The organism is bacterium, from assembly GCA_040755795.1.
Lineage (GTDB): Bacteria > UBA9089 > CG2-30-40-21 > CG2-30-40-21 > SBAY01 > JBFLXS01.
Genome location: JBFLXS010000013.1, coordinates 17551 through 31195, shown reverse-complemented (window position 1 = coordinate 31195; position 13645 = coordinate 17551). Strand labels below are relative to the sequence as shown.

General features: G+C 37.4%; 8 protein-coding genes. 7 read left to right on the top strand and 1 reads right to left on the bottom strand.

Annotation, left to right across the window (positions count from 1 at the left end; translation table 11 throughout):
- Positions 1–169: 169 nt before the first annotated feature.
- A complete protein-coding gene (locus tag AB1414_02050; GenBank protein ID MEW6606223.1) occupies positions 170–7234 on the top strand; it encodes a lamin tail domain-containing protein in 7065 nt (2354 codons plus the stop codon).
- A 168-nt stretch (positions 7235–7402) separates the two neighbouring features.
- Here the strand turns inward: AB1414_02050 and AB1414_02045 are convergent, their stop codons facing one another.
- Positions 7403–8395 carry an HD-GYP domain-containing protein gene (locus AB1414_02045; GenBank protein ID MEW6606222.1) on the bottom strand — a complete coding sequence of 331 codons (993 nt, stop codon included), beginning with the start codon at positions 8393–8395 and terminating at the stop codon, positions 7403–7405.
- Positions 8396–9240: 845 nt separating this feature from the next.
- Here AB1414_02045 and AB1414_02040 point away from each other — a divergent pair.
- The 6 genes from AB1414_02040 to AB1414_02015 all read left to right on the top strand — a co-directional run bounded on the left by AB1414_02040 (position 9241) and on the right by AB1414_02015 (position 13631).
- A complete protein-coding gene (locus AB1414_02040; protein MEW6606221.1) occupies positions 9241–9453 on the top strand; it encodes a type II toxin-antitoxin system HicB family antitoxin in 213 nt (70 codons plus the stop codon).
- Positions 9453–9680, top strand: a complete 228-nt coding sequence (locus AB1414_02035) for a type II toxin-antitoxin system HicA family toxin (protein MEW6606220.1) — start codon at positions 9453–9455, stop codon at positions 9678–9680. Before AB1414_02040 ends, AB1414_02035 begins: the two co-directional genes overlap by 1 nt.
- Positions 9681–9779: 99 nt before the next feature.
- Positions 9780–10784 carry a galactose-1-phosphate uridylyltransferase gene (gene galT, locus AB1414_02030; protein MEW6606219.1) on the top strand — a complete coding sequence of 335 codons (1005 nt, stop codon included), beginning with the start codon at positions 9780–9782 and terminating at the stop codon, positions 10782–10784.
- A 486-nt stretch (positions 10785–11270) separates the two neighbouring features.
- Positions 11271–11816 carry a hypothetical protein gene (locus tag AB1414_02025; GenBank protein ID MEW6606218.1) on the top strand — a complete coding sequence of 182 codons (546 nt, stop codon included), beginning with the start codon at positions 11271–11273 and terminating at the stop codon, positions 11814–11816.
- 14 nt (positions 11817–11830) lie between these two features.
- Entirely contained in the window at positions 11831–13114 is a 1284-nt protein-coding gene (locus tag AB1414_02020; protein ID MEW6606217.1) for an outer membrane protein transport protein, read from the top strand.
- Positions 13115–13457: 343 nt separating this feature from the next.
- Positions 13458–13631, top strand: coding sequence for a hypothetical protein (locus AB1414_02015; GenBank protein ID MEW6606216.1), 174 nt, complete (start codon positions 13458–13460; stop codon positions 13629–13631).
- Positions 13632–13645: the final 14 nt, after the last annotated feature.

Genomic DNA, 13645 nt, shown 5'->3' with positions numbered 1-13645 from the left:
TATAACTGAAAGGTAATGAGTCTTGCGAAGTCCTAAAATTTCCCATTTTTCATTTCCTATTTTACATTTTACATTTATTTTTCCTTTGCGTCTCTGCGATGAATTAGTCTAATCGCACAGGTGGAATTTTATTTGACATCTATTGCTATATTTGATATAATCTTATTTAATGAAACGAGTAGTGATTATTCTGGCAATATTACTTCTATTGGTGAAGGAATCCACTGCCTCGTTAAGTGATTTCCTTAATCCTGGGAGTGCGACTCAAATCAGTGGCACAGTCACATCAATTATTGATGGAGATACCATTAAGGTTGAAATGTCTGGCACGGAAACTACGGTTCGATTATTAAGTATTGACACTCCAGAACTTATGGATGAGCCTTTTGCTCAAACCGCAAAAGATTTTACCTCTCAAACATTATCATCTCAACCCATCCAATTATTTTATTCTAAAAACCCCACTCAACAATGGGATGGCTATGGTAGATTGTTAGCGGTTGTGGTTAAGGATGACGAGATATTCAATCTTAAACTCCTTGAACAAGGGTTAGCCGTTCGGATGTTTATCTTTAACGATATTATCAAATTCCCTGCATGGGAAGATGTAGAAATCTGGGCAAGACAACAGGGATTAAATATCTGGTCAAATATTAATCAGAAAGGGATATTTATCAATGAAATTAACCCGAATCCTGCTGGAGTAGATAAAGATGCAGAATTTGTCGAATTATATAATAATACTGCTACTGCGGTGGATGTAGGTAATTGGGCATTTATCTCTATCTATAATGAATTTATTATCCCTGATGGAACAACTATTCCTGCAAATGGATATTTAATCATTGCCCGGACTGATACCGCCAGTTTTAAACAAATATACACGACCACACCACTATCTACGATTATTATCAATGCTGGAGATAATTTAATTCTGCGAAATAGTTATATTCCTGAAGAAGACCTGCTCATTCATCTTAAGGCAGATGATAAATCTTATCAAGATTCCCTGACCTACAATTTGGAGTGGGATAATGGTGCTGCAAACGATACAGGAAGAACCCTTGAGCGAAAAAGCCTTTCTCTTACCAATGTTGGCGATAGCGAAGTAGGTGGTGTGGATGATTTGAACTGGGATGCAAGTCTTAATTTAAAAGGCAGTCCTGGAGAATCTAACATCCGTGATGAATTAGATGTGGCAAGCTGGATTATCACCTGCCAGCGGACTACAGGGGCTATCTGCACCGATGATTCTCAAACAAAAATTATCCCTTATAAGGCAAATATTGCGGCGATGGGACTACTTGAAAAAGGCGGCTATGAAGGAATAGTCAAAAAGTGGATAGAATGGTTTTTCGCACACCTTGAGTGGGGAACAATATATGATTATTTAGTGCAAAGTGGCACTGAAACATCCAGCTATCCGGCTGAAGCAGAGGATAGAAATCTTGGCACCTTCTTTTCTCTATTAAAAAAATATTATCAGGCAACTTTCGATGTTGATTTCTTAAAAAATTATCAAAGCCAACTTAATGAGATGGGAATATGGTTGCTTTTTGTTCTTCAAGATTACAGTGATAGTTTAATATGGACAAATAATGTTTGCGAGCGAAAATTATTGATAAATAATGCAGAATCCTATCGCGGGTTAAAAGATTTAGCCAGCATTTATTTTGACCTTGATTTTGATGATAATCTTAGTCAGCGTGATCTTTTTGATAGCGGAGCAGAATCTATAAAACAAGCCATAAATACAGAATTATGGAACGCTGATTCGTATTATTGGGAAAAAGATAATTTGGGGAATAAAACAGCGTGTAATTGGGCGACCGTTTATCCAGATGCCGTTTCACAACTACATACCATCTTGAATGTTAATCTACCAGAGGATTACATAAGTGAGTTACTTTATCAAACCTTTAACCATAGTCCACCTGATACAGATTTTTATGCTGAAGTTGGCTATGTGGCAAGTTTAATGGCAGATACAACCAATGCCGAATTATATCAGGATTCCATTATGGCTAATGTCATCAATCAATATTATCCTTCACCGTGGGATGTTGAGGATGCCGGATTCTATCTGCTTGCGGAAAATAGACTTGCAGAGGTTGAGGAGATTCAACCACTTATCAATCAACCTCAAGAACTTTGCCAGAATTTTATAAATTCGAGGATGCTAACTCCCTGGGGAGGTATCCAGGCACAATTTATGAATACTGCCCAACCATCCCAGACAGACGGTGTTAATCATGAAGTCCCTTCAGAGGCAACCAGTCAAGCACTACTTTATGCCGGCGCTACCAATGATAAGGCATTTTTTGATGAACAATTTGAGATTTTAATAGATAATCATCTCTCCCCAAAAGATGTTTTAGTCTGGAAATTGAAACCAAATGGTGAATGGTGGAAAAATAATGGTGGTAGTTACGCTAATGCGGCCATTGATGACCTGCGGGCTATTCGAGGATTACTTTTAGCCTATGATAACTTTGGAGATGAAAATTATTTAGATTATGCCAGATTACTTGCCTCTGGACTAAAAAGCCATAATATCGAAGAAAATGAATTGCGGGATTATTTCGCCTGGAATAATGGTCTGGAAAACATTAGTCAGGATGTTGTTTTAAGTTATATTGACCTTGTCACGATAAAAAGATTAGCTGAGTTTGATACTGATTGGGAAACAATCCTCCAGACTAACAAAAATATTATGCTTGGCGGGACGACCACATCAGGTTTATTTTACCACAAATATAATTCCATTTCAAACCAATATTATGGGATGGAAAACAGTCTTATTAATATGATTCATTCGGCGTGGACTGCGGAGAATTTAGCCCGATACTGGCAGATGACCGCAGACCAGGAATGTAGAACCGCCTCGACAAAATTCCTGGATTTTGCCAAAAACGAGTATAATACTTATGGAAAAATTTATGGGCAATATGATATTAATACTGGAATACACAGTGTTGAATATGAGGATGTTGCTGTTTATTCAATTATCGCCAGATTAGCCTTTATCCTCGGTGATTTTGAATTTGCCAGGACATTAAAAAAAAACAAAATCCTATCTAATCAAAATAAAGAGATAAAAAGTCAAACCGTAGGTTGTTTTGGATTTAATTGGACAAATCCTTATGCCTTTGTCTGTCTTGAGGCTTTATTAGCCCTTTTTGAATTAGAGGCGAAAGAAGAATATCTTATTCGGGGTAAAGTTATTGGTTTTTCAGATAAAACGCCGATTGAAGGTGTTCTGATGACACTTTCTGGCACTACCTTTGATATATGGACTACGGATGCGGATGGTTATTATGAATTTAAAGGCACACCAGGGGGAACTTATACCATTACTCCATCTAAAACCGAATATGTATTTTATCCGAAAACAATTAAACCTTTAAATACTCATTATGATAATTTTGATTTTGAAGGTTATTGTGGTAAGATTACCTCTGTTTCACCTGTTGCCGGGACAATAGGAATTCCTATCACGATTACTGGTGAAGGATTTACAGAGGAGGAAATTCGAATAAGTTTTGGGGGCGTTATTACGGTGATGATGATTAAATCCAGTCCTCTGGGAACATTTACGGCGATTTTTACTGCTCCTGCCCAGCCCTCCGCGACGATAACGATTACGGCGTATGGAAGTATTTCAACAATGGTTGGGATTAATTATTTCTTCCTCAAGGCGTTACACCATTTTACCATAGGCACAATTACCTCACAAATAGCCGGGAAAGGTTTTGAGATTTTTATCAGGAGTCTCGATGCCCGCAATGAGATTTTTGAATATAGTGGCACGGCAACATTGACAGATGACTCGATGACCATCTTTCCTTCTGAAACAACACCTTTTAGTGCAGGTAGTTGGAGTAGCAATGTGCTGATTACTAAAGTTGGCACAACTACGATTAAGGTTTTAGCTGAAAATAAGACAGGCATAAGCAATTCTTTTTTTGTTAGCCCGTCACCAATAAATAAATTAGTTTTTCTTACATCCACTCAGACTATTACCGCTGGCACTTCCACTGCCTTCATTCTTTTTCAGACACAGGATGAATTTGGTAATCCATCACCGACTCAATCTGATGTCCAGATTCAACTTTTGAGTTCGAGTTTAAAGGGTCAATTCTCTCTGACCAGCTCTCCCTGGCTACCTACAAATACTATCACACTTACCTCAGGAACCGATACAGGTGGGTTTTATTACTTAGATACACTGGTTGGAACACATACGATTATAGTGAAAGATGGAATCTGGGTAGCTGGGACTCAATCTGTCATTGTCAATCCTGCTGTGATTGACCATTTTACATTTCAGACCATCACCACACAAACCGCAGGTCAAGAATTTCAGATTCAAATTCAGGCAGTAGATGTTTTTGAGAATCTTGTTAATTTTAACGGAACGGTTAGTTTGACGGAGACATTCCCCGGGATAGCGACATTTACCGCCGGTATCTCGCAGGCATCTGTGACGATAACAAAAGCAGGGACGACTTCCATATTTGCTTTATTTGAGAGTAAGTCTGGCACCAGTAATCCTTTTTGGGTAAATCCAGCGGAATTTTCTCAGTTGACCATTGGCACGATTACCTCACAAATCGCCGGTCAGCCATTTACGATTAAAATAACGGCTCTGGATGTCTATGGGAATATAGCCACATACAGCCAAACTGCGGATTTAAAGGCAGAAACTACCTCCCAGATTACCTTTACTCAAGGTATCTACGAAGGCACCCTAACCATAACAAAAGCAGGCACAACCACTGTTTACTGTTCAGGGTTCATTAATTACTTTATCTCCGGCACAAGTAATCAATTCTTTGTTAGGCCAGCTGTTTTAGACCACTTTGCCTTTGGGACTATCTCCTCTCAACAGGCAGGGATTGAATTTGAGATTGAGATTACAGCCTTTGATGCCTACAAAAACATTGCTACTTACACGGGTATTGCCTATTTAAATATTTTACCCTATCAAACTAATCCTTTTACCAATGGATTTTGGAAAGGAACCGTGACGACAACTAAATCAGGCACAACAACGATTATTGCCTTTATTGACAATAAACAGGGCACAAGTAATGATTTCTGGGTTAGCCCGGCAGATTTAGACCATTTCTCCTTTGCCACGATTACCGACCAGATTGCAGGACAGGGATTTGGAATTACCATTATTGCCAGGGATATCTATGAAAATATCGCCAATTATAATGATAAAGTTAAATTACAGGATATTTCAAATACCCTGATAGGCACATTAACCGATAATTTTAAACAAGGTTTATGGCAGGGGACGGTGAGTATAACCAGAGCAGGCACTACCTGTATTTTTGCTACCTCAAATGGTAAGAGTGGGACAAGTAATACCTTCTCTGTTACCCCAGATGCCCTCAATAAAATCGTCATTAGCCCCCCGGAGAAGGTATTAGAGATAGAAGGTGAATGTCAGTTTAATGCCTCTGGATTTGATAAATATGAGAATGAGATACTCGGATTAGATTACACCTGGCAGACGATAATTGGCAGTGTTAATCCTCCTGTAGGCAGATGGACATTATTTAAAGCTGGAATTATACCCACTACCGGAACATTAACCGCAAGTTACGAATTAATTAGTGGCTATGCCACGATTACTCTGGAAACTGGCACCTTAAGTTATATAATCATTACGGCATCAATAACCACAATGATTGTTGGAGAAAGTAAAATATTTTTCGCTACCGGCTATGACAAATATGAAAATGAGCAGGTAATCGAAGGGGGGTTTTGGGAAATAGAGAATGGAATAGGTAATATTTCTCCATCTATGGGCACCTGGACAAAATTTACTGCAGGTTTAAAAGCAGGTTGTGGCAGGTTAAAATACCAGTTAAATCAAGTATTAGCCTTTGCGACTATTACTATTTTACCAGGCACACATACCTGTTTTCAAATTGGCACTATTTCTTCTCCACAAATCGCCGGTGTGCCATTTGCCGCCACAATTACAGCCCAGGATGCCTACGGAAATATTATTGATTATACCGGAAGTGTAATTTTGACCATTTCTTCTGGCAAAATATCTCCAGATGCAGTTAATCTTAGCTATGGGATATGGACAGGGACAATAACCTTGCTAAACTCGGCAGAAAATGTATTTCTCACAGTTCAAGATACAGTGAAAGGCACAAGTAATCTTTTTAATGTTCAAGCCAATGTTTTTGACCACTTTAAAATAAGTGAGATTGGCCCGTCGCAATTGATTAATTCTCAAATTCCTATTGTCATTACTGCGGAAGATGTTTATGAAAATATCAACACAGATTTTAATGGGATTTTTAGCCTGACAGATGATACGGGCACGATTGAGCCTGAGGGAGGCTCTTGTATTTCAGGCAAATGGACAGGTTCAGTAACTATCTCAAAGGCAAAACCTAATATCAGAATTACCGTTATTTCTTCAAATAAGACCGGGATAAGTAATCTATTTACTACCCTCATTGATAATGATTCAAACATAACTCTTGTAGAGGAGAATACATCTATTGAGATACCGAGAGGGGTTTTGCCAACAGATTTTTACATCGTTATTGATAAAGAGCCTGAGGAAGAAACAATGGAGATAAATGTAGCCAATTCACGGTTATCCCATAACCCTACAGTGAAGGGGATAGCAGATTCATTACGGTTATTTCAGCCATATAATAAAGATAATGAGCCGATAGAAGTGGGGACTGATTCTTTTATTTTGATTTCCCTGCCTTATTTAGATGAAAATCAAGATGAGTTTGTTGATGTGGCTGATGCAAAAATACCTGAGATGTCACTTAAAATATATAAATTAGAAACGACAAGCCCTCACCGTTGGATAGAAGTCGAAGGTTCGACAGTTGTTCATCCTTATAAAAATATTGTTAGTGCCTATGTGCCGCGATTTGGTATCTATATGTTACTTGGACAGATTACCCCTGAAAATCTTAATCTCATTGTTGTCTATCCCAATCCGTTCAAACCTATTCGTGGGGACAGGGAAATTATATTCGATGGTTTGCCTGCAAATACCTATATCAGAATATATGACATCTCTGGAAGTTTGATAAAGGAAATTCACGATGCCTCAACCAGTTATCCCTGGGATGTAAAAGATGGTTATGGTCGGGATGTTCCCAGCGGTATCTATATTTATCTCATCACCAATGATAAAGGGATGAAAAAAACAGGCAAGATAGCGATTATCAGATGAAGTCATAGTGTCGTAAATCTAATTACACAACATCTTTCTTCTACTAAATAATATTTTACCAGCGATTTTAGTCTCTGTCAATTAAAATTTATCATCCAATCGAATGTCTCCACTGTTTAGTGGTCCAACTTTTCACTTACCAGTATAACCTCTGTCACCTATCCTCTCTCATTCAAACAAAACCTCTTCCCCCACACAATTTACAATGAACCGCTGTTCATCTTTAAATAAATTAATCTCAAAGGGTTTATATAAAATCTCTCTTTTTTCATTGAGTAATATCTTTATCCACGGTCTTATGACGGCATGTCTATTTATTTTAGTTACTACTCCAATCTCGCCGGTATTAAGTCTAACAAAACTACCTGCTGGATAAATTGACATATCATCAACAAATTCCTTAACATCTTTTACCGGAAAATTACTTCCTGATTGGCTGATAATAAGTCGCATTGCATCATGCGGTAGAAATTTACTTCGATATGGTTTATCCATAGTTAGCGAATCATACAAATTGACTAAAGATACTAATCTAACCCGGTGATGAATCTTATCTTTTGATAAACTCTGGGGATAGCCACTTCCATCCCATCGTTCATGGTGTTGATAGGCAATTAACTTTGTTATTTGCGATAATCTCTTATTTTCATTTAAAATCTCATATCCATAAATAGGGTGTTTTTTTACCTCTTCGTATTCTTTAATCATTAATTTATCGGGTTTGAGTAATATTTCTTCCGCAATCCTTGTTTTACCAATATCATGAAGCATAGCACCTAAAGCTATTTCTTCGATTTCTGACTTCTTAATTTCTCGTTTTACACAAAGCAAAATAGTCAAGGCACAGACATTAGTTGAATGGGCAAAGGTATATTCATCATGAGTCTTGATTTTTGCCAGATTGACTATTGCCTCCGGATTAGAAACAATCTCTTCCACCATTTGGGTGATGGCATTTTTTAATGGCTCTTCCTCAATTGCCTTACCTATTTTTACATTACTCATAATATAGTTGACGGTTTTTAATGCCTCTTTTTGTGTCTGGTCAGAGATGGCTTGCGGTATTTCTTCAATTAATTTTTTTATTTTTTTAGCCTTTGGGTTATCTTGTGTCTTTGGAATTAAAGGTCCTTTGTAGATAATAGTGCCTTTTTTATGCATAATTTCCGCCTCCTGATTCTGATGATTAGTAATCTCTACTTAATACTATACCAGAAAATATTGGAAAAGGCAAGAGAAAATTATTGACAGTGGAAATAATTTGTGGTATAATAATAGTTGTTTAGGTAGTTTGACGAATTCTTACTGTCGTGTTAAAGAAATTTTGCGAGCTGTATGGTTAGAATAATAAAGACTCATGTATCAGTTCTTAAGAGAGTTAAATCACACAATGCAAGATAGAAATAAATTGAAATTAGTAGAAATTTATGGAAATTTATTGTTTTTTACTACCAATTTCAATCAATTTCTATAAATTTCCATTATATTTCTATCAGTTTCTATTTTTCTTGTAGTGTGAGATGAAAGTTTCATTTTCATTAGTGAACTTAACCATACAGGTCGAAATTTTGCAGTAACTATTCAGCCACTGATTAACACGGATTAGCACGGATAAATCCAGAAGTCAGAAGACAGGTAAGCATTCAGGTATCAGATTTCAGCCATCAGCTTTTAAGAGGGGCACTGGCATCTAATGCAGGAGAATAAGCAAAATCGTAAAACCTGCTAGTGTCGCGTTGAAGAAATTTTGCACCAGTATCGTGTCATAGAGCTCGAAATAGGTTTTAGGTGATGGGTTATGGGTAGTAGGTAGTGGGTAGTAGGGATATTACCTATTACCCATCTCCCACTACCCACCACCCACCACCTATATCTGCTTATAGGTGATAATCCTTGAAAATAGTGCAGAATTTACTCAACGCGACACTAGTGCCCTAATTTTCCTGCCCTCATCTGATACCTGAACGCTTACTAAAATTGGTATAACATATTGAGAGGCAATAAAAATGGTTTATCGAGTTATTATTGAGAAAGGTGAGGATTTTGGATATGTGGTGCATTGTCCAGCGCTCCCGGGGTGTCATTCCCAGGGGGAAACGATTGAGGAGGCGATAGAAAATATCAAGGATGCGATAATAGGTTGTTTATCTGTTTTGGGGGAAGAAGAGGCAGTTTATAAAGAAAGGCGTGAAATTGGAGTGATGGAGGTAGCCATTTAATGGCGGTTTTGCCTGTTATCTCTGGAAGAGAAGCAATAAGAGCGTTTGAAAAGATGGGATGGTGTATAGATAGGCGGGCTAAAAGTAGACATATCATAATGAAAAAAGAGGGGAGAAAAGTTACTCTGTCCATCCCAGAACATAAGGTTTTAGATAGAGGATTACTTCGAGCTTTAATCAGAGATGCCTATCTCTCTGTGGAAGAGTTTAATGAGTTATTAAAATAAATTATTTTCTCGCAAAAATGCACAGATAAGAAAGACTATAAAATTTTCTTAGTGACTTTGTATCCGTGCGAGGGGAAAAAAAGAGGAGGGAATTGTTTTATGCCAGAATTACGCAAAGACCCGGTCACTAATCGGTGGGTAATTATTGCTACCGAGCGAGCTAAAAGGCCAACAGATTTTGTTAAAATAAGTAGTGAGGTAAAACAATCTTCTAACTGCTCTTTTTGTGAAGGGAATGAATCAAAAACCCCACCTGAAATTCTTGCTTATCGACAATCGGGGACCCAGCCTAATACACCAGGTTGGTGGATACGCGTCGTGTCAAATAAATACCCGGCTTTACAAGTAGAGAGCCCATTAGAAAAGAAGGGGATAAGTATGTTTGATATAGTCAGTGGAACGGGTGCTCATGAAGTAATTATAGAAACGCCAAAACATGAAACAGACATTAGTTCTATTGAAATCAGACAGGTAGAAGAAACACTCTGGGCATATCGGGATAGGTCAATTGACTTGAATCGTGACCCGAGATTTGAATACATACTTATCTTCAAAAATCATGGGCTAAAAGCCGGCGCCTCTTTAGAACATCCTCATTCTCAACTTATTGCTACCCCTATTATACCTTCAGCTATCCGCGAAGAGATGGATGGAGCTGGACAATATTTTAAATATAAAGATAGATGTGTATTTTGTGATATTATTCGTGAGGAACAAAAATTTGGGGAACGAATTATTATGGAAAATAATGATTTTATTGCTATTGCACCTTTTGCCTCACGATTTCCATTTGAGTGCTGGATTTTGCCCAAGGTTCATGACCCGACATTTCCTGATATTACCAGACATGAAGTAATGGCATTAGCTGAAGTTTTAGGTGGCATCCTTAAGAAGATAGGTTCGGTACTCAATAATCCACCATTTAATTACATGCTTCATACCGCACCTTGCAAAATGGATTCTTCCCAACTTAAACATTTCCACTGGCATATTGAATTAATACCAAGATTAACGGATATTGCCGGCTTTGAGTGGGGGTCGGGGTTCTTTATTAACCCAACTCCGCCAGAAGAAGCGGCAAGGTATTTGAGAGGAGAAATGTAACTATTATTTATTCAATCAGCTAAGTCAGACTTGTCCGATTACCTATGAATGGACACGAATTATAAAAATAATTGTTGCCTAAGGAGGTGATTGATGGTATAATTTGAAGACAAGAGAGAAGGTGCTGACATTTGAATAGGGCTTCACGAAATTAAAAGTAAATAATCGGTTAATTGGTAATTGGTGATTGGTAACTAATGTAGCGTTCTCTAAATACATATAATAGTTATTAACGAAAAATTCTCATAGAACAGATATAGCAACAGGGTTGATGGTTGATAGTTTATAGTTGATAGTTTATAGTTTCATAGACTATCAACCATCAACCATCAACTATCAACCATCAACTATCAACCATCAACTATCAACAATACTAATGTGAACTTTTGGTTAATACTTACTATAATATTGTTATATCTACTTAGAGAACGCTCTACTAATTACCATTCACCAGTTACCAATTACCAAAAATGAGGAGGTATTTAAATGGCTGTAGCATTACCATTAGAGGCTTATGAGACATTTGAAAAGGGGTTTGGGAAAGAGGATGCAAAGAGGATAATAAGGGTATTAGAGGGTGGCATATCAAAGGAAATAGAAGATAAGTGGAGAACAACAAAGGATGTATTTGAGGAAAGAATAAATGCTGTTAGAACAGAATTACTTGGCAAAATGGATGTATTAGAGGAAAGAATAAATGCTGTTAAAGCAGAATTACTTGGCAAAATGGAAAAGGACAAAGTAGAATTACTTGGCAAAATGGAAAAGGACAAAGTAGAATTACTTGGCAAAATGGAAAAGGATAAAGCAGAATTAGTTGGCAAAATAGAAATGGATAAAGCAGAATTACTTGGCAAAATAGAAATGGATAAAGCAGAATTACTTGGCAAAATAGAAATGGAGAGAGTAGTGTTAGAGGGAAATATTAAAAGACTGGATATGAAGATGAATTTTATGATCATTCTTATGTTTCTTGCTCTAACAATTATGAACCCCGTTGTTGCTGATCTTATAAAGGGGTTAATAAAATAAGGAGGTAAATTATCATGTTAAAAAAATGGTTAAGTATTTTAGTAGTAATGAGCATCTTTTGTCTGAGCTATGTCAAAGAAGGTTGGACAGCGGCTTTTGAAGGACCGGGGGTATGTGTCAGACCATTAACTATGGGTGGGGCATTTATTGGTCTGGCTGATGATTGGTCTGCGGTTATCTGGAATCCTGCCGGATTAACTCAACTTGAAGGCAAAGGTTTTGGGTTTAGCCTGGATTATGTCCCGGCAGAGGCAAGTGACAGTAATTCAATTGCTAATCCATTACAACCGAATAAAGATCAGAAAGATGTATTTGTTAATCCAGGAAACGAGATTGACAGATTTAATAAACAAGATGTTAAATCTACCGTCTATCTGCCGACTATAGCAGGATATACACAATTTAGAGGTTTTGTCGTTGGTGGGGCGATTTATACTCCTCTGGGATATGCCTCTACCTGGGAAGATACAGTTGGAACAATCAGCGGTAAATATGAAATTGAGGCTTATGAGATAGTCTTTAATATTTCTGCCGCCAAAAAGGAGATAATGCCTAACTTATCGGCAGGATTAGGATTGAATTTGGTTTGGGGAAAACTTGAAAAATCTGCACAGAAAGTTACACCGGGTTACACCTATAAAATTGATTATGATGGTGATGGCTCAGATTTTGAAGGGGTATTTAGTCTATTTTACAAGTATCAGCCTAATTTAAACTTAGGCTTTATCTATCGGACAGGCAGTAAGATAACCTTTGACGGTTCTGCTAAGAGAACACATACGGCTATACCTTTCTTAAATCACAGCACTGACTATGAGCAGGTATTCAGACATCCATCTACTTACGGGTTTGGCATAGCCTACCAACCAAATCCTAAACTTACCCTGACGGGTGATTGGAATCGCACAGATTGGAGTAAACAAAGAGATGAAATTACCTATACCACTCAGCAAATAGAACCATTTGTTAATACAAATGAAGATTTAGACTGGAAGGATGTTGATAAGATTCGACTTGGGGCAGAATATACACTTAACGAATTGTGGAAACTACGGGCAGGTTTCTTTACAGACCCATCTCCAATGCCAGATAAAGCAGTCAGTATGACCAATTTGATAGATATTGATAGAAACTACTATTCTCTGGGAGCAGGATATAAAAAAGATAACTGGCAAATAGATATGGGTATTTTGCATACGAAAGATGACCAGGTAAAAAAACATCCAGCGACTAATGAGGAGGTAACATACGAGAAAAAATGCACCTCTGTTCATATCGCCACAAGTTGCCAACTTTGATTTTCAGTCAACCTCTTGAAACTTTAAATAGAGAATAAATAAGTATGTACTACGAAGATGTATTCAAGGAATTGTAACCGTTCAGCCACAGAGGCACAGAGTTCACAGAGAATTAGAGAAATTAGCCACATAAGTACACGAATTAACCTCTGACATTCGATAAATGTAGTGCGAACCTTTAGGTTCGCTTTCCTGCTTGCCAGAAGCGAGGCTAAAGCCTCGCACTACAAATCTTTTTATTATTCGTGTTCATTCGTGGTTATATATTCCCTCTGTGTTCTCTGTGACTCTGTGGCTATATCCCTGAACGGTTACAAGGAATTAAACAGAGAACTGGTGAAAAATGAAGAAGAAAAGATATAGTTTTAGAGTAAGTAGAGAAAATATAAAAAGATTTAAAGATATGTCCGCAGAGAGTAAATTGAATTGGTTAGAAAAGGCAAATGAATTTATTCAAACTACACTTCCTCAAGAAAAACTTAAAATGTGGGAAAAGATAAAAGAAGGAAGGGTTTAAAAAGAGAAAGATAA